General features: G+C 42.7%; 17 protein-coding genes and 1 other annotated feature. All 17 genes read right to left on the bottom strand.

What is annotated here, in order from left to right; genetic code table 11:
• Positions 1–290: 290 nt before the first annotated feature.
• Positions 291–776, bottom strand: a complete 486-nt coding sequence (locus V2H77_RS17100; RefSeq protein ID WP_341499759.1) for a C40 family peptidase — start codon at positions 774–776, stop codon at positions 291–293.
• Positions 777–881: 105 nt separating this feature from the next.
• Entirely contained in the window at positions 882–1,262 is a 381-nt protein-coding gene (arnF, locus tag V2H77_RS17095; RefSeq protein WP_265377468.1) for a 4-amino-4-deoxy-L-arabinose-phosphoundecaprenol flippase subunit ArnF, read from the bottom strand.
• Positions 1,259–1,600 (bottom strand): 4-amino-4-deoxy-L-arabinose-phosphoundecaprenol flippase subunit ArnE, encoded by a 342-nt coding sequence (gene arnE, locus V2H77_RS17090; protein WP_341499758.1) that lies wholly within the window; start codon positions 1,598–1,600, stop codon positions 1,259–1,261. The genes arnF and arnE overlap by 4 nt, the downstream gene beginning before the upstream one ends.
• Complete coding sequence (gene arnT, locus V2H77_RS17085) at positions 1,597–3,258, bottom strand: lipid IV(A) 4-amino-4-deoxy-L-arabinosyltransferase (protein ID WP_341499757.1); 1,662 nt, start codon at positions 3,256–3,258, stop codon at positions 1,597–1,599. Before arnT ends, arnE begins: the two co-directional genes overlap by 4 nt.
• A 7-nt stretch (positions 3,259–3,265) precedes the next feature.
• On the bottom strand, positions 3,266–4,159 hold the full coding sequence (gene arnD / locus V2H77_RS17080; protein WP_341499756.1) for a 4-deoxy-4-formamido-L-arabinose-phosphoundecaprenol deformylase: 894 nt from the start codon (positions 4,157–4,159) through the stop codon (positions 3,266–3,268).
• The gene (arnA, locus tag V2H77_RS17075) at positions 4,159–6,141 is read right to left on the bottom strand and encodes a bifunctional UDP-4-amino-4-deoxy-L-arabinose formyltransferase/UDP-glucuronic acid oxidase ArnA (RefSeq protein WP_341499755.1); all 1,983 of its coding nucleotides are present in this window, start codon (positions 6,139–6,141) and stop codon (positions 4,159–4,161) included. The genes arnD and arnA overlap by 1 nt, the downstream gene beginning before the upstream one ends.
• A 3-nt stretch (positions 6,142–6,144) precedes the next feature.
• On the bottom strand, positions 6,145–7,119 hold the full coding sequence (gene arnC, locus V2H77_RS17070) for an undecaprenyl-phosphate 4-deoxy-4-formamido-L-arabinose transferase (protein ID WP_341499753.1): 975 nt from the start codon (positions 7,117–7,119) through the stop codon (positions 6,145–6,147).
• Entirely contained in the window at positions 7,120–8,265 is a 1,146-nt protein-coding gene (gene arnB, locus V2H77_RS17065; RefSeq protein ID WP_341499752.1) for a UDP-4-amino-4-deoxy-L-arabinose aminotransferase, read from the bottom strand.
• Between the two features lie 156 nt (positions 8,266–8,421).
• The gene (gene btuD, locus V2H77_RS17060) at positions 8,422–9,168 is read right to left on the bottom strand and encodes a vitamin B12 ABC transporter ATP-binding protein BtuD (RefSeq protein ID WP_283256180.1); all 747 of its coding nucleotides are present in this window, start codon (positions 9,166–9,168) and stop codon (positions 8,422–8,424) included.
• Between the two features lie 34 nt (positions 9,169–9,202).
• Positions 9,203–10,210 carry a vitamin B12 ABC transporter permease BtuC gene (gene btuC / locus V2H77_RS17055; RefSeq protein ID WP_341499750.1) on the bottom strand — a complete coding sequence of 336 codons (1,008 nt, stop codon included), beginning with the start codon at positions 10,208–10,210 and terminating at the stop codon, positions 9,203–9,205.
• A gap of 66 nt (positions 10,211–10,276) precedes the next feature.
• Positions 10,277–10,573, bottom strand: a complete 297-nt coding sequence (gene ihfA / locus V2H77_RS17050) for an integration host factor subunit alpha (protein WP_011146885.1) — start codon at positions 10,571–10,573, stop codon at positions 10,277–10,279.
• A gap of 4 nt (positions 10,574–10,577) precedes the next feature.
• Positions 10,578–12,965 (bottom strand): phenylalanine--tRNA ligase subunit beta, encoded by a 2,388-nt coding sequence (pheT, locus tag V2H77_RS17045; protein WP_341499749.1) that lies wholly within the window; start codon positions 12,963–12,965, stop codon positions 10,578–10,580.
• Between the two features lie 15 nt (positions 12,966–12,980).
• Positions 12,981–13,964 carry a phenylalanine--tRNA ligase subunit alpha gene (gene pheS / locus V2H77_RS17040; RefSeq protein ID WP_341499748.1) on the bottom strand — a complete coding sequence of 328 codons (984 nt, stop codon included), beginning with the start codon at positions 13,962–13,964 and terminating at the stop codon, positions 12,981–12,983.
• Between the two features lie 85 nt (positions 13,965–14,049).
• Positions 14,050–14,174, bottom strand: a sequence feature (Phe leader region).
• A gap of 100 nt (positions 14,175–14,274) precedes the next feature.
• Positions 14,275–14,631, bottom strand: coding sequence for a 50S ribosomal protein L20 (rplT, locus tag V2H77_RS17035; protein ID WP_011146888.1), 357 nt, complete (start codon positions 14,629–14,631; stop codon positions 14,275–14,277).
• Positions 14,632–14,671: 40 nt separating this feature from the next.
• A complete protein-coding gene (gene rpmI / locus V2H77_RS17030; protein ID WP_011146889.1) occupies positions 14,672–14,869 on the bottom strand; it encodes a 50S ribosomal protein L35 in 198 nt (65 codons plus the stop codon).
• Positions 14,870–14,966: 97 nt separating this feature from the next.
• Positions 14,967–15,506, bottom strand: a complete 540-nt coding sequence (gene infC, locus V2H77_RS17025; protein ID WP_071647077.1) for a translation initiation factor IF-3 — start codon at positions 15,504–15,506, stop codon at positions 14,967–14,969.
• A gap of 3 nt (positions 15,507–15,509) precedes the next feature.
• A complete protein-coding gene (gene thrS, locus V2H77_RS17020; protein WP_341499747.1) occupies positions 15,510–17,438 on the bottom strand; it encodes a threonine--tRNA ligase in 1,929 nt (642 codons plus the stop codon).
• Positions 17,439–17,820: the final 382 nt, after the last annotated feature.

Raw genomic sequence — 17,820 nt, 5'->3', positions numbered from 1 at the left:
AAGCATGCTGGGTTACCCATAAATCATTTATACCCGTCATCTTTCAAGTTGCTTCTTTGTTGGCTGCACTCTCTCACCCCGGTCACATAGTTATCTATGCTCCCGGGGATTCGTTCCCTTGCCGCCGCGATGCATCTTGAAATCCATTGGGTATAGACAATAAACCTGTAATCAAAAAATTCATTCAAAAAAGAAATCACGTATTACTACAAATTCCAATAGCGCCACATTATAAATAACAAAATTATACTAAAATAAATATTTTAACCAATTCGTTGGTAAAAGTGCATCTAAATTCTACGGGCTTGCCAAAAAGCCTTTTTCCAGTAAACATTATTCATAGATGAACGAGTAACACCTTTATGGGTTGATGCATGAATAAACTGGTTATTTGCATCATAAATGCCAACATGTAATCCATGTTCGCCGCTACCTGTTCTGAAAAAGACCAAATCACCCGGCATTAAATCGCTTTTATCAATGCGGGCCCCTAATTTTATTTGCCCACCGGTAGTACGAGGTAATTGAATATCAAACCGGTCACTGAAAGTGCGGTAAACAAAACCTGAACAATCTACCCCCCGATGATCCATTCCACCATAATGATAGGGTGTACCACGCCATTGATTAAGCTGCTCCTTAAGCTGAGCAATTACCATGATTGGATCAGAAAGCGCCGTTTTTAACGCCGGAGCCGGAGTCCTGGGGGCGTGACTGGAACAACCAATAAGTAACAGACTGAGCAACAAGAACAACTCTTTTGTTCTGATTATCATTACCCCCTCCTCATAAGATCAGCAAAATAAGCTAACTCTATCCGGCACTCAATAAAAAAACAAGGCTGCATTTTAAGTAAAATAGCTAAATATTTATTTTATTCTTCACTCTGGACGGCTAATCAACCAGACACCACACAAAATGAAAATCACACCCGCAGTTTTCAATAATGTGATAGTTTCATTAAACCAAGGCAACAAGGCCGCTATTAAATAGACAAAAACATAACTTAAGCTTATTAACGGATAAGCTTTATTTAAAGGTAAATATTTTAGCGTAAATAACCAACATAGCATAGATAACAGATATCCAGCCAAACCAGCCATTACCATCACCAGAGAATGGCGATGACTCCATAGCCACTCAATATCAAACCAATGCAAATCCAGATTCAATGCTGGCAAATTGACAACACCCCATTTCAGTAATAACTGGGCTATTGTCACCAGTAATACGCTAACTAATCCCCAAATATAACCTTTCATTCATTCAAACTCATTAGCAAAATACCCAACATGATAAACACAACCCCACTCCAATGTTTTCTGCCTGCCTTTTCCTGATAGAAAAACTTACCCGCCAAAGTGACCATAATAAAATTCACACTCAGCATCGGATAAGCAATTCCCAACGGCAATATTTGCAACAAACGAAGCCACAATAACATACCAACAGCCAGCAGAATCACCGCCCCCACCAGCCATTTCAATACAGATGCCCGCCGATAAACATTACGCTGCCAACATATCACCGCTTGTTTCTGACATAACTGACCAGCACATGTCAGCAAGCTAACCAGCAACAATAAAGCGAAACTCATCATGGTTGTTTCTCATAAACCAAAATAGCAAAGCGATAATTGCGATTAATATGATCTGCTTTTGGCAAATCTGGTAATTTTTCATTTTTATATAAATGAAAGAGCACTGACACCCGCCCTTCTTTACGCGCTTTCGCCAACCATTGCGGAAAATCTTGATAGCTGATATATCGATATTGGCTATCTGGATAATTCAATCCATATTCCAGCTCTCCCCAACGTTCAAATATATAAATATCACTACGTTTCATCTCCCAAGCGACACTCGTCGCAAGACCAACACTTTCCGATAGAATATAGCGACTGTCTGCCAGTTCCTGATGATGTAACTTAATAAAATTCTGCGGTAATTTAGAATTAACGGTATTCTCAGGCAAAGCATGACCTATCACTAAACTGACGACAATGGAACAAAATGCCGCCCATAACCAGTATTTCCCATTCAACGCAAAACACAGATAACCAATAATGCCCCAAATGCCAAAAGCAACAATTGCTAAAATCCATTTAAACCATTCTGATGGCTGATATAAAGAATGTTTTGTTACTGCTTCCATAGCAAATAGGACCATTACCGCCAGCAAACCAAGAAATACGTTAACCATTCCATTGATTTTTAGTAATTTCATCTTGCCATCTCTTACGCAATCAACACCAAATTTAGCCATCATCATTGCCAATGGCGCCATACAGGGCAGGATATAAGTTGGTAATTTCCCCTTCGCAATACTGAAAAATAACAATGGCACGACAAACCAGCAAAGCAGAAAAAACATTTCAGGATTGGATTTTCTTTCTTTCCAACTTTTCATCACCGCCCCGGGTAATAATCCCAACCACGGGATCACACCAAAAATCAAAATGGGGATGTAATACCAGAACGGCGCAATATGCTGTGCATCATCGGAAGAAAAACGTTTAATATGTTCCACCCAGAAGAAATAGTGCCAATAGTCAGGCTCACGTAGGGCAATCGCAATTACCCACGGTAAACTAATTACTATCGCCGAAATAATAGCAAGTGGGCCAAAGTAGACCATTTGCCGGACCCGCTTCTGATAAATGACAATAGGCAGCATCACAATGACCGGAACAGCCAATGCCAGAAACCCTTTGGTCATAAAACCCATACCGCAGCACAAACCAAGCGCTAAATATGCCATTATCCGTTGTCTGATACCGTCTGTTTTTAGCGCCCAGAAGCTACACAGCATGGCAGCCGTTATCCACAAAGAAAACATCGGATCGAGTACGCTATAAGTACCAATGGCAAATACCAGAAACATTGAGATGTAGATAAGGCTAGTGGCAAAAGCCATATGCCGGTTATGCCACATCATCATAGCAAGTCGATATAATAAAATTGCGCTGATAAAAATACAGAAAACTGATCCAAAACGGACTGAAAAATTATTATCGCCAAAAATCCATTGGCTAATATTATTAATCCAATAGCCTGCTACCGGTTTTTCAAAATAACGAATATCCAGCAAATACGGAACAATCCAATCTCCTCGTTGCAGCATTTCTCGACTAATTTCTGCATAACGAGTTTCATCAGGCTGCCATAGCAGACGGCCATTAAGGGGTAATAAATAAGTAAGGACAAAAAAAAGAGCCATCAAAAAAGCCCCTACTTTACACGCCCGGTTATTTAACATAGATAAGTTAAACCTCTTGTTGGCATCCTAACCATCCTTCTCTGCCGGGAAATTCAGAACGAATAATTCTCCCGACAGGAAGTTGCTGTATATTTTCAGGCAGCAGATGACTCAATGCACAAAATTGTATGTTTTCCTGATGAACCATCTCCAACAGCGTTGCAAATTCTGTGGACTTGGACATCCCTTCAACTTCCGTATGGATGGTATATACCGGAACTCCCAGGCTGTTTTTCATCTTATCAAGGATAAACTGGTTAAAATCTTCATCTTTAACCTGAATGCCTATTACTTCGTCATAAGTTGGCAACGTCACCGGAATTTGCACAGCACCAAGAGTACCATCAGGCAAAATGGGCCTGAATGGATGAGTTCCCCGACAATCGCTGTTGTAATCAAAACCAAATTGTTGCTTTACCGCGAGTACGCGTTCATCCGCTCGCCAACCAGCAACAGCCGAACAAGTTACCCGTTGGCCAATTGCCTGTACCAATGCATCCACCCCCAGTTTAACCTGCTCTGTTAACTGAGCTTCAGACCAACGGCCGACTTTCGCCTGCCAACGCTGATGATCCCAAGCATGCAGACCCACTTCATGGCCTGCATCCCGCGTTTGCTTCATCAAGTAGCCTAAATCCTTAGCAATCTTCTTACCCGGCCATGCAGTCCCCGCCAGTAAAATGTCAAGACCATACAGAGACGCTGCATTTGACCTCAACATTTTCCATAAGAATTTCGGCCGTAAAAGACGCCACAAATGGCGCCCCATATTATCCGGCCCAACACTAAAGAAAAAACTGGCCTGAATCTGATGTTTTGCCAACATTTTGAGCAATTGCGGTACCCCTTCAACGGTTCCTCGATAGGTATCCACATCAACTCTCAAGCCAACTTGTTTCATTAATTTTTCCTTAATTCTTCCACCGCGCCACGCAAGAAGAAATCCAGTGTTTCGTTGATCGTCTGTTTCATGTCAATGGTGGGTTTCCAATCTAATAACCGCTCCGCGTTTTTAATACTTGGCTTACGGTGTTCAACATCCTGATAACCTTTGCCGTAGTAACTGCCGCTTTCAATCTTTTTAAATCCAGCAAACGGCGGAAAATGATCTCTCAATTCATGGTTTTCAAAGCTATTTAGTAATATTTCCGCCAATTGGCGAATACTGGCTTCATTAGTTGGATTGCCAATATTGATAATTTGACCGTCACATAATCCATCCCGGTTTTCAATAATACGAAACAGCGCTTCAATACCATCATTAATATCAGTAAAGCAGCGTTTCTGTTCACCACCATCGACCAATTTAATCGGTGAACCCTCAACTAAGTTCAATATTAATTGTGTGATCGCTCTGGAACTGCCAATACGTGCAGAGTTCAAATTATCCAAACGTGGTCCCATCCAGTTAAATGGCCGAAATAGGGTGAATTTAAGCCCTTCTTTCTCGCCATATGCCCAGATAACACGATCTAACAATTGCTTGGATACAGAATAAATCCAACGCTGTTTATTGATTGGACCAACAATCAGACGAGAGTCATCTTCATCAAATTCTTTATCATCGCACATTCCATAAACTTCTGATGTGGACGGGAAAATAATGCGTTTATTGTATTTAACGCAATAACGGACAATCTTTAGATTTTCTTCAAAATCCAATTCAAATACACGCAACGGATTACGGGTATATTCAATTGGAGTCGCAATGGCAACCAATGGTAAAACAACATCACACTTTTTAATGTGATATTCGATCCATTCAGTATGGATATTGACATCACCTTCGATGAAGTGAAAACGCGGATTACCAATAAAACGCTCAATGGCGGAAGAACCAATATCCATACCATAAATATCATAGTTGCCATCACGCAATAGACGTTCTGTCAAATGATTACCGATAAAGCCATTTACACCGAGAATTAATACACGCTTCCGGTGACTAATTTGAGCAGTTGCCCTTGAACCAACACGTACATCAGTCACAATGCTCATATCGACTGCCAGACGATGCCCCTGAACATACAAACCCGATTCACTTTGCCCATTGATAATTTCTAATGCGCCTTTTCCACAGGCAATAATTAACGGATCTACCGATAATACTGTTCCTGGCTGCTTATCATGAGTCTCATTTAATGGGGAGGCGCGCCAGATAGTAATCTTACGCTCACCCAAGAAAGTAAATGCCCCTGGATATGGCTCAGTCACCGCCCTGACAAGATTGTTAATTTCAGTTGCTGACTTGCGCCAGTCAATCTCACCATCCGCAGCAGTACGACGGCCAAAGTAAGTCGCCTGATTTTCATCTTGAGGTATGGCAGGATAAGTTCCTGCTTTAATCTGGGGTAATATTTGATCAAGCAGTTTTTCCGCTGCTGCGCGAATTTTACCGTGCAACGTCAACGCAGTATCTGTTTCTGCAATAGCAACTTTGTGTTGAGCAATAATATCCCCTGCATCAGGTTTCAATACCATTTTATGCAGGGTTACACCCGTTTCCACTTCGCCATTTAAAATCGCCCAGTTAATCGGGGCACGACCACGGTATTTTGGTAACAGTGAACCATGCAGATTAAATGCGCCTGTGCTCGCCAGCGATAAAATATCTTCGCTTAACATATCTCGGTAATAAAAAGAGAAAATCACATCAGGTTTCAGTTCCCGAATACGTTCAATCCAAAGTGGATGGTTAACATTCTCTGGCGCAAAAACCGGCAGCGCTAAATCTGCGCTTAAACGGGCAACAGAAGAGAAAAAATGGTTTTCATTAGGATCATCTGTATGGGTAAATACCGCCTGAATATCAAAACCAGCTTTAGTTAAAGCATTGATCCCGATACAGCCGATATCATGGTAGGCAAATACAATTGCTTTCATTTATTACTCTTCCTGGTTGTCGTTGGTCTTTTTATTTCCGACCACTTTTTGAATAAAATAACGGGGGCGTGCACGAACATCGTTATAGATACGGCCTATGTATTCACCTAATAAGCCCATTGCGACGAACTGTGCGCCAATAAACATGAAAAGGATGGCAAATAGAGTAAATACCCCTTCTGCTGCCCATATAGCACCGAAAATCAGACGTAAAACCACCAATAATACAGCCAGCAAAAAACCAGAAACTGCAATCACACTGCCTACTACACTCAGAAAACGCAACGGTGCTGTTGTCAGGCAGGTCAGCAAGTCATACATCAGATTAATCAGCTTCATGAAGCTATATTTGGAATCACCAAATTCACGCTCCGCATGAGCGACATCAATCTCAATGGTTTTACGGGCAAAAGTATTTGCCAAAATAGGAATAAAGGTGCTGCGCTCATGACACTGCAACATGGCGTCAACAATATGGCGACGGTAGGCACGAAGCATACAGCCATAATCGCCCATAGAACGGCCTGTTGCCTTAGTAATCATCGCATTGATGATTTTTGAAGCTGTTTTACGAAACAGAGAATCCTGCCGATTAGCCCGGCGGGTACCCACGACGTCATAACCCTGTTCAGCCGTTTTAACAAGACGAGGAATCTCTTCTGGCGGATTCTGCAAATCAGCATCAAGCGTAATAATTAAATCGCCATTGACCTGATTAAACCCCGCCATAATCGCTGAATGTTGACCATAATTACGATTAAGTAAAATTGCAATAATATGATTTTCAGATTGTTCCGCGGCCTGAATCAGAATTTCCGCCGATTTATCACTACTGCCATCATCAACAAGAATAAGCTCATATTCCTGAGTCAATTGTTTACAGGCTGCTAAGGTTCTTTCTAATAAAAGGGGTAAACTTTCTTCTTCGTTATAAACCGGAATAACAACAGAAACTTTTTTAATTTGTTCAAATAACACTTATCTGTGCTCCGAAATAATTTCTTTTAAAGCATCAATAACATAATCCACATCGTCATCACTCATATCAGGAAAGAGCGGCAATGAACAAAGTGTTACTGAATTCCACTCTGATTCGGGTAATGACAATTTCGGATACCGATCCCGATAATATTTTTGTGTATGCGCAGCCCTGAAATGCAAACCCGCGCCAATATTTTTCTCTTTCAAACGCGCCATTAACGTGTCGCGATCAATGCCACAAACATCCTTATCAACTCGCACCATAAATAGATGATGTGCATGCATATGCTCGTAATCAGGCACACTTAACATCTGCAAAGGCGAATCTTTTAATGCCACTGAATAACGGGCGACAATTTGCCGACGGCGAATATTCATTGATTCCAATTTACTTAATTGCACAACAGCAATCGCAGCATGAATATCAGATAAATTATATTTGTAACCCGGTTCTACAACTTCCGCCTGTGGTCGCCTGCCCTGAATTTGACGATCAAAAGCATCAATACCCAATCCATGAAACTTTAGACACCGAATTCGTTCAACAAGTTCACTATTATCAGTAGCAATTAAACCCCCTTCCGCACAGGTGACATTTTTTATGGCATGAAAAGAGAAAATGGCTGTACCATGCTCACCGACCCATTCATTCTTATAACGGGTTCCTAATGCATGAGCCGCGTCTTCAATCAATGGAATACCCGCATCCTGAGCAATCCCACGCAATGCATCTAAATCACAAGGCGCACCAGCATAATGAACGGGAATAATCGCTTTGGTTTTGGAAGTAATCGCCTTTTTCACTGTCTGCGCGTCAACCATTAAAGTATGACGATCAACATCAATCATGATCGGTTCAGCACCAAGCAAACAGATCATATTTATTGTGGAAACCCAAGTTTGAGATGGTGTGATCACTTCGTCACCAGGGCCAATTCCCAACGCCATGAGTGTCAGATGCATACCCGCCGTTGCAGAGGCCAATGCAACCACATATTTGCAGCCAAACATGCGGCAAAAGTCCTGTTCCAATTGATGATTTTGAGGGCCTGTTGTAATCCACCCCGAACGAAGAACCTTCTCTACTGCCTGAATTTCTTCATCACCTATCGCAGGACGAGAAAATGGAAGAAAACGATCCATAAAACACAGTCCAATTCATTCATAATATGACAATATATTAGATGACTATATTTGAACGAATCGTAAACACAGGTATGATTTAGCAAATTAAGTGGAAATTACTATAAATCCACGATACGTACAGATTCACGGTAGGTACAGTAAGACTGGACTACATTAAGGTAAGAAAACCCGCCAATATTTATCTGCCCTTTCTGGTATGCATTTTATCTCAGCAGCAAAAACTCTAGAGAGCGTGTTTTCTTTCATTACCTCATCCGGTTTTCCATTCGCAACCAGTGATCCATTAGCGAGCAACCAGATCCGATCAGCTTTATCATAGCTATGATTTAGATCATGACCACTCATGACTACGGCTCCACCGAGTTCACAAAATTTCTTGATCAACAGATCAAGTGCCGCTACCTGAGTGATATCAAGATTATTCGTAGGTTCATCCAAGAGCAATAATTTGCCCTGCGAATTGATTGATGGCCAAACTTGTAAAAAAACCCCGGTTAATCGCACTCTTTGCCATTCACCACCAGATAGATTACCTACAGGTGTCTCCAGAAGTTTTCCTAATTTAAAAAAGGAACAAAGTTCTGCCAACACGCCGTCACAATTAACAAGATGGGCAGCTAAGTGCAGTTGTAAATATTGAAAAACCGGCATTATTGGCACAGAAGAAATTTGCTGGCTAAGCCATGCTCTGTGCCTAGCTAATTGGCAGTGACTATATTGATTAAGACACTTTTGTTGCAAATTGATTGCGCCACTATAGGGTAAAATACCGGCCATACAGGCCAGCAGTGTACTTTTTCCTGAACCATTCGGCCCAATGAGATGTACCTGTTCACCTTGTTGTACCAACGCTGTCAGAGGCATTAATCGGTTTCTTACTGATACTCGACTGAGAGCCATCAACTGATTGGTCACTTGCACATTATCCACTTTCTTAACTCCAATCCCTGGCTCTCAATAATAACCAAATGAATACTGGCGCACCCAATGTCGCAGTCACAACGCCAATCGGCACTTCTGCATTATTCAAGCTAAGGCGAGAAAACAAATCCGCCAGCAATAATCCACAACCACCGGAGAGAACACAGGCAGGCAGTAGTGTTTTATAATCTGTCAGGCCGCATAAACGTAAAATATGTGGAATGACTAAGCCAATAAAGCTGATTGTTCCAGCAAGTGCAACACTTAACCCTACTAATAACCCAACAGCAAAGACAAATAGATTACGCCAATAATAAAGCGAGATACCCAACTGTTGAGCCTGTGTTTCTCCCAGTGAAAGAAAATTAAGCACTTTTCCTTGCCTGCTCAACCAAATGATCAAGGGAAACAAAGCGACTACCAACCATTGCTGCCGCCAGTCTATTCCACTGAAACTTCCCATCATCCAATACATTAGCTGACGCAAGTCCAGGCTAGTACTGAAATAAACCATCCAGGTCATTAACGCGCCAGTGACGACGCCAAAAGCAACTCCCACCAACAACAAACGGGCATTATTCAGATAACGCTTTCTTGAAAAAGTCAGCAGTATCATTGTGACAGTCAGCGCTCCGAGCACAGCGCTAATACTTAATAACCAGAATGGCGCAATACCATGAAACATCAACACCAGAAATACCACCACCACGCCAGCGCCATTACTGACCCCCAATAGCCCAGGTTCCGCCAACGGATTCTCAAACAGCGCCTGCATTACGGCGCCTGCCACCGTCAGGCTTGCACCCACAGCAACGACAGCTAATACACGAGGAAAACGCAACTGCCACACAAACAATTGGCCTGTTTCAGAAAACCATTTATCAGGCCAGATCCAATTTTCCCCGGCACAGAGTGAGAGAAAAAGAACCAATAGAAATAAACACATAAGAATTGCCAGAAAGCGATAATCACGTCTTTTCTGGCGAGTCACTAATTCAGCGATGGAATAAGTGGGTTGCATGGTAAATCAAGCTCATGAGGGCGGATTCGTTTAAGAAAAAGGCCGCTATTGATGCGGCCTTTTTGATTATTCTTTCGGCGTGGCTTTCTCAACCCTGCTTTTTAACTTCTGACCAGGACGGAATGTCACTACTCGGCGAGCTGTAATCGGAATGTCCTCACCAGTCTTAGGATTACGCCCCGGACGTTGGTTTTTATCCCGTAAATCAAAGTTGCCAAATCCAGACAATTTTACCTGCTCACCATTCTCCAAAGAACGACGCACTTCTTCAAAGAATAATTCAACCAGATCTTTAGCATCACGCTTGCTAATTCCCAGTTTCTCAAACAGATTTTCTGACATTTCAGCTTTAGTAAGCGCCATAAGTTCAGTCCCTCAAGGATGCTTGGAATCGCTGTTTCAGCACTGCAACACATTTATTAATTGTCGCAGCAATCTCTTCTTCTTCCAGTGTACGCGCGGTATCCTGCAAGATAAAACTTATAGCAAGGCTCTTATGACCCTCTGCTACACCTTTACCACAATACACGTCAAACAAGTTTATGCCAACTATATGATTTACGCCAACTTTCTTGCACTCAGCCAAAACATCTTCTACAGCAACATTTTCAGGCACCACGATCGCGATATCACGACGGTTTGACGGGAAACGTGAAATCTCTTTCGCGTCAGGTATCATGCGGCTTGCCAGCTTGTTCCAGAGTATTTCGAATACTACGGTGCGACCATTTAAGTCAAGTTTACTTTCCAATTCTGGGTGAACCACACCGATATATCCGATGTATTCATTTTCCAAATAAATCCCGGCGCTTTGACCCGAGTGCAACGCAGGATTTACATCTGCTCTAAAAGAAATCTTAGATAATTTTCCGGTTAACTCCAGAGCAGCTTCCAAATCGCCTTTCATATCGAAGAAATCAACAGACTGTTTTTCCAGTGACCAATGTTCTTCAAAACGATTGCCGGTAATGACTCCCCCTAACATCAGCTCCTGACGAATGCCCTGCTCTGCATTTTCATCAGGAACAAAACGCAAGCCAGTTTCAAACAAGCGCACACGGTTTTGCTGGCGGTTTTGGTTATATACCACCGTTGTTAGCAAACCAGTCAGTAGTGATAAGCGCATGGCTGACATATCTGCTGAAATTGGGTTAGGCAGCATCAACGCTGGTTGCTGTGGATGTAACAGCGCCTGAATTTTAGGATCAACAAAGCTATAAGTGATCGCTTCTTGATAACCTCTGTCAACAAGCATGGTTTTAACACGTTGCAGGGAAAGATCCGCTTCACGATGTTTTTTCATGATAAGATCTGCACGCATCGGTACATCTGGAATATTGTTGTAACCGTAAATACGGGCAACTTCTTCCACCAGATCTTCTTCCAGCTCCATATCAAAACGCCAGCTTGGCGCAACCGCTTGCCAGCAATTTTCCTGAATAGTGACTTTGCAACCTAAGCGGGTCAAGATGTCACCAACCTGTTCATCAGGTATATAATGACCAATCAAACGATCCAGTTTTTCACGACGTAATGTGATTGTCGCAGGCTGTGGCAATTGAGATTCATCAGTAACATCAATAATCGGACCGGCTTCACCACCACAAACATCAATCAACAGTTGAGTCGCTCTCTCTATTGCTTTGTGTTGTAACTGAGGATCAACGCCACGTTCATAGCGGTGAGAAGCATCAGTATGTAAACCATAACGACGGGCACGGCCAGCAATCGCTAAAGGAGCAAAAAATGCGCACTCAAGTAAAATATTTTGCGTCTCTTCATTCACACCTGAATGTTCGCCGCCAAAAATACCTGCCATTGCAACAGCTTGTTTTTCATCAGAAATAACTAATGTATCAGCAGAAAGATTAGCTTCTGTGCCATCCAGCAGCAGCAATTTTTCATCCTGCTTCGCCATACGGACAGTGATTGAACCATTCAGGCGTTCCAAATCAAACGCATGCAACGGTTGGCCCAATTCAAGCAAGACATAGTTAGTCACATCAACAATCGGGTCGATGGAACGAATACCACCACGACGTAATTTTTCACGCATCCACTGTGGTGTTGCCGCTTTCACGTTAATGTTTTTAATTACCCGTCCCAGGTAACGTGGGCAAGCTTCTGTTGCTTCAACACGAATAGGGAAAACAGCATCTGTTGTCGGTTTTACTGCCTCAATTTGCGGCTCAGATAGTGGCATTTTATTAGCAACTGCCACATCACGGGCGACACCTATAATACTCAGGCAGTCAGCGCGGTTAGGTGTAATGCTGATTTCAATGATTTGATCATCCAGTTTCAGATATTCACGCAGATCAACACCTAAAGGAGCATCCAGTGGCAATTCAATAATACCGTCGTGATCCTCAGAAATACCAAGTTCAGAAAAAGAACATAACATCCCTTCAGAAGGCTCACCTCGCAGTTTTGCCGCCTTGATTTTAAAATCACCCGGTAGCACAGCACCTACGGTCGCTACTGCAACTTTCAGCCCTAAACGGCAATTTGGCGCACCACAAACAATGTCCAGCAGTCGCTCGCCACCTACATTCACTTTTGTTACCCGTAGCTTATCCGCATTTGGATGCTGGGCACATTGGACAACTTCACCGACAACCACACCGTGAAATTGACCGGCAACGGCTTCAACACCATCAACTTCCAGACCTATCATGGTGATTTGATCAGATAATGCTTCACTGCTAATGGCTGGATTTACCCATTCGCGTAACCAGAGTTCACTGAATTTCATGAGATATTCCCGCCTTTATTTAAACTGTTTAAGAAAACGCAGATCATTTTCGAAGAACGCACGCAAATCAGTTACACCGTAACGCAACATTGTCAGGCGCTCCACCCCCATGCCGAAGGCAAAACCAGAATAAATTTCAGGATCAAGGCCAACATTACGCAACACATTAGGATGAACCATACCGCAGCCTAACACTTCCAACCATTTGCCGTTTTTACCCATTACATCAACTTCCGCCGAAGGTTCTGTAAACGGAAAGTAAGAAGGTCGGAAACGAACCTGCAAATCTTCTTCAAAAAAGTTAGTCAGGAAATCGTGCAATGTTCCTTTCAGATTGGTAAAACTGATATCACGATCAATAATCAAACCTTCTACCTGATGGAACATAGGTGTGTGTGTCTGGTCGTAGTCATTACGATATACACGGCCTGGCGCAATGACGCGAATTGGCGGCTGTTGATTGTGCATAGTGCGAACCTGAACACCAGAAGTTTGAGTACGCAATAGACGTTTAGCATCAAACCAAAAAGTATCGTGATCAGCACGCGCAGGATGATGGGCAGGAATATTTAATGCATCGAAATTATGATAATCATCTTCAATTTCAGGGCCTGATTCTACAGAAAACCCTAATTCACCAAAGAAAGTTTCAATACGCTCTATTGTACGATTAACCGGATGTAATCCACCATTTTCCATACGGCGACCCGGCAATGATACATCAATCTTTTCCGCTGCTAAACGGAAGTTCAGAAGGTCAGTCTCCAGTTTTTCTTTACGGATATTCAGAACTTCCAGGACTTCTTGCTTAGCCTGATTAATAACTGCCCCTGCGGCTGGGCGTTCTTCGACCGGCAGATCACGCAGCGATGACATTTGGAGAGTTAAATGGCCTTTTTTGCCTAAATATTCAACACGTACCAAATCCAACGCAGCAACATCCTGGGCATCTTCTACGGCTGCTCTTGCTTTTGCAACCAGTTCAGCGAGATGTGGCATCGTTTTCCTCTTCCTTCGGCCTAATGGCCTGCTAGTAATGATCGTTAATGACTTTATATACCTATGTTCTGTTTTTTGTCATAAAAACAAAAAAGCCTCCACAACGGAGGCTCAGGCGCTACTTTTCGTTTCTTTTCTTACGCGCAAAGCCCCCTGAATTTAGGTGCTAAAGTAAAAAAAGATGCGAAAAAAAGCTAGGGACATAATGTTGGTTCTCTCGGAATAAAACTCTTCTTCTGACAACGACACGCTAATCAGCCGTTGAAAACAAAGTAAAAGAGGGAGCATGCTCCCTCTTAACTACCCTAACTTATGCCAGAGCGCTCTTCGCTTTTTCAACTAAAGCAGCAAACGCCACTTTGTCAAACACAGCGATGTCAGCCAGGATCTTACGGTCGATTTCAATAGAAGCCTTTTTCAGGCCATCAATGAAACGGCTGTAAGACAGACCATTCTGACGTGCAGCAGCGTTGATACGTGCAATCCACAGTTGACGGAACTGACGTTTACGCTGACGACGGTCACGGTAAGCGTACTGCCCTGCTTTGATTACTGCCTGGAAGGCAACACGGTAAACGCGCGAACGGGCACCATAGTAACCTTTCGCTTGCTTTAAAATTTTCTTGTGACGTGCACGGGCGACAACACCACGTTTTACGCGAGCCATATACTTCTCCTATCGTCTCTGAGTTCTAATCTAAAATTGCTTACGCGTATGGCAAGCAAGCAACAACCAGGCCCAGATCACCTTTGGAGACCATGCCCTTTGGACGTAAATGACGTTTACGCTTGGTTGATTTCTTAGTCAGAATGTGACGAAGGTTAGCGCGCTTACGCTTAAAACCACCACTTGCAGTTTTTTTAAAGCGTTTAGCGGCGCCGCGTACTGTTTTAATCTTTGGCATTTTAATTTCCACTTCGCATTGTGAATTACAACGAATTAGTCAGGCGAATAAGCCCCAACCAGATGAACCGACTGGAGCTTATTACTTGATTGCCTAACTATTTCTTCTTAGGAGCGAGCACCATTATCATCTGACGGCCTTCAATCTTCGAAGGGAAGGATTCGACTACCGCCAGTTCATCCAGATCATCACGAATGCGGTTAAGCATTTCGACACCAATCTGTTGGTGCGCCATTTCACGCCCACGGAAACGCAGGGTGATTTTGGCTTTATCGCCATCTTCCAGAAAACGAATCAGGTTGCGTAGTTTGACCTGATAGTCGCCTTCATCTGTACCAGGACGGAATTTGATTTCCTTAACCTGAATAACTTTTTGTTTTTTCTTCTGCTCTTTGATCGACTTACTCTTCTCATAGAGGAACTTGCCGTAATCCATAATACGGCAAACCGGCGGCTCGGCATTCGGGCTGATTTCAACTAAATCAACATCCGCTTCCTCAGCTTTTTCAAGAGCTTCCCTCAGACTGACAATGCCAATCTGCTCGCCATCTAAACCTGTTAAACGAACTTCAGAAGCGCGAATCTCTCCATTAATGCGATTAGGACGCGCTGTTTGAATTCTTTTTCCGCCTTTAATACCTTATTCCTCCAATTGATGAAGATTGCGACTGCGTATTTCTATCAGCAGTTTTTCGATGAACTCGTTAACATCAATGCTGCCCAGATCTTTACCGCGGCGGGTACGAACGGAAACTTTCCCTGATTCGACCTCTTTTTCACCACAGACAAGCATGTAGGGAACACGACGCAGAGTGTGTTCACGGATTTTAAAGCCAATCTTCTCGTTTCTCAAGTCTGCTTTTGCACGAATGCCTGCATCTTGAAGTTTTTTTACTAATTCCTGTACATAATCAGCCTGATTATCGGTGATATTCATCACCACTACCTGCTGTGGAGCAATCCATGTTGGGAAGAATCCCGCATACTCCTCAGTTAGGATGCCGATAAACCGTTCCAGCGAACCCAGAACCGCACGGTGAATCATTACAGGAACCTTACGTTCATTATTTTCACCTACGTAGGACGCACTCAAACGACCTGGTAGTGAAAAGTCGAGCTGCACAGTACCACATTGCCACGCACGATCCAAACAATCATGCAAAGTAAATTCAATTTTCGGTCCGTAGAAAGCACCTTCACCCGGCTGATATTCAAATTGAACGCCATTTTCTTGTAGCGCTGCCGCCAGAGCTTTTTCCGCTTGATTCCATTGTTCCTCAGTACCAATGCGCTTTTCCGGGCGGGTTGACAGCTTAACCACGATCTTTTCAAAACCAAAAGTGCTGTAAACGTCATACACCATCTTAATGCAACTGCTGACTTCCCGGTGAATTTGCTCTTCTGTACAGAAGATATGAGCATCATCCTGAGTAAAACCACGAACACGCATCAAACCATGTAATGCCCCTGATGGTTCATTACGGTGACAACTACCAAATTCAGCCATACGTAACGGCAAGTCACGATAGGATTTTAAGCCTTGATTAAAAATCTGAATATGCCCTGGGCAGTTCATCGGCTTAACGCAGTATTCACGGTTCTCTGAAGAAGTGGTAAACATATGCTCACCGTAGTTTTCCCAGTGACCCGTTCTCTCCCACATGACACGGTCCATCATGAACGGACCTTTAACTTCCTGATATTGATATTCTTTCAGTTTAGTGCGAACAAAAGTTTCCAGCTCACGGAAAATAGTCCAACCATCGTTATGCCAGAATGCCATACCCGGAGCTTCTTCCTGCATATGGTACAGATCTAACTGTTTACCAATCTTACGATGGTCACGTTTAGCCGCTTCTTCCAAACGTTGTAGATAAGTATTGAGCTGTTTCTTATCAGCCCACGCAGTACCGTATATTCGTTGCAACATTTTATTGTTGCTATCGCCACGCCAATATGCCCCTGCGACTTTCTGCAATTTAAAATGGTGGCAGAAACGCATGTTTGGCACATGTGGGCCTCGGCACATGTCAATATATTCTTCATGATTATAGAGACCCGGATGATCATCACGGCTGACGTTTTCATCCAAAATCTGTACTTTATAATCTTCACCGCGAGCGACAAAGGTATCACGCGCTTCTTGCCAACTTACCTTTTTCTTGATGACGTCATAGTCTTTCTTGGCAAGTTCCAACATACGTTTTTCAAGCAGCTCAATATCTTCCTGCGTCAAAGCACGGCCAATATCAACATCATAGTAAAAACCATTATCAATAATCGGACCGATAGCCATTTTCGTATCTGGCCATAATTGTTTAATCGCATGGCCTAGCAGATGAGCGCATGAGTGGCGGATAATTTCCAGCCCTGCATCATCTTTACTGGTGATGATGGCAAGATTTGCATCTGAATCGATTAATTCACAAGCATCCACTAACTCACCATTTACGCGGCCAGCAATACAGGCTTTCGCTAAACCTGGACCAATATCACAGGCAACATCCATTACAGAAACGGCACGGTCAAACTGGCGTCGGCTACCGTCAGGAAGAGTAACAACAGGCATTTAAAATCCTTATCTACAGTGGTGACCCACACGAAAGGTCACTTGAAGGAGTTTGATATTCAACTAAAAATAACGATTTAAATTATTATCTCGTCAATCCATTAAAGTTTGGCACTAAAATTGGTACACAATGTAAAAAGTGACTACCTTCAATACCGAAACATCGCGAAAATATACCATCAACAACCATTCAGGTCACGGCGATGTTTAGTATAGGTACAATCATTTGCACTTATTCATGCTTTATACAAATTTTATGCAAATGCACAAACCATAAAAAATAATTTTATAATGAAATAATATGTTTGAGGAAAAACAGATAACACGCTCTTTAAAACACACATAGAAAAAATCCGGCATAAGTTATATATGCCGGATTATC

This window comes from Photorhabdus sp. P32, from assembly GCF_038085095.1.
Taxonomy (GTDB): domain Bacteria; phylum Pseudomonadota; class Gammaproteobacteria; order Enterobacterales; family Enterobacteriaceae; genus Photorhabdus; species Photorhabdus luminescens.
This window is presented reverse-complemented; position numbering and strand designations above follow the sequence as displayed.

Coding starts and splice junctions, on each gene's coding strand:
- V2H77_RS17100 (WP_341499759.1), bottom strand. CDS start 776: ATGATAATCAGAACAAAAGAGTTGTTCTTGTTGCTCAGTCTGTTACTT.
- arnF (WP_265377468.1), bottom strand. CDS start 1,262: ATGAAAGGTTATATTTGGGGATTAGTTAGCGTATTACTGGTGACAATA.
- arnE (WP_341499758.1), bottom strand. CDS start 1,600: ATGATGAGTTTCGCTTTATTGTTGCTGGTTAGCTTGCTGACATGTGCT.
- arnT (WP_341499757.1), bottom strand. CDS start 3,258: ATGTTAAATAACCGGGCGTGTAAAGTAGGGGCTTTTTTGATGGCTCTT.
- arnD (WP_341499756.1), bottom strand. CDS start 4,159: ATGAAACAAGTTGGCTTGAGAGTTGATGTGGATACCTATCGAGGAACC.
- arnA (WP_341499755.1), bottom strand. CDS start 6,141: ATGAAAGCAATTGTATTTGCCTACCATGATATCGGCTGTATCGGGATC.
- arnB (WP_341499752.1), bottom strand. CDS start 8,265: ATGGATCGTTTTCTTCCATTTTCTCGTCCTGCGATAGGTGATGAAGAA.
- btuD (WP_283256180.1), bottom strand. CDS start 9,168: ATGGCTCTCAGTCGAGTATCAGTAAGAAACCGATTAATGCCTCTGACA.
- btuC (WP_341499750.1), bottom strand. CDS start 10,210: ATGCAACCCACTTATTCCATCGCTGAATTAGTGACTCGCCAGAAAAGA.
- ihfA (WP_011146885.1), bottom strand. CDS start 10,573: ATGGCGCTTACTAAAGCTGAAATGTCAGAAAATCTGTTTGAGAAACTG.
- pheT (WP_341499749.1), bottom strand. CDS start 12,965: ATGAAATTCAGTGAACTCTGGTTACGCGAATGGGTAAATCCAGCCATT.
- pheS (WP_341499748.1), bottom strand. CDS start 13,964: ATGCCACATCTCGCTGAACTGGTTGCAAAAGCAAGAGCAGCCGTAGAA.
- rplT (WP_011146888.1), bottom strand. CDS start 14,631: ATGGCTCGCGTAAAACGTGGTGTTGTCGCCCGTGCACGTCACAAGAAA.
- rpmI (WP_011146889.1), bottom strand. CDS start 14,869: ATGCCAAAGATTAAAACAGTACGCGGCGCCGCTAAACGCTTTAAAAAA.
- thrS (WP_341499747.1), bottom strand. CDS start 17,438: ATGCCTGTTGTTACTCTTCCTGACGGTAGCCGACGCCAGTTTGACCGT.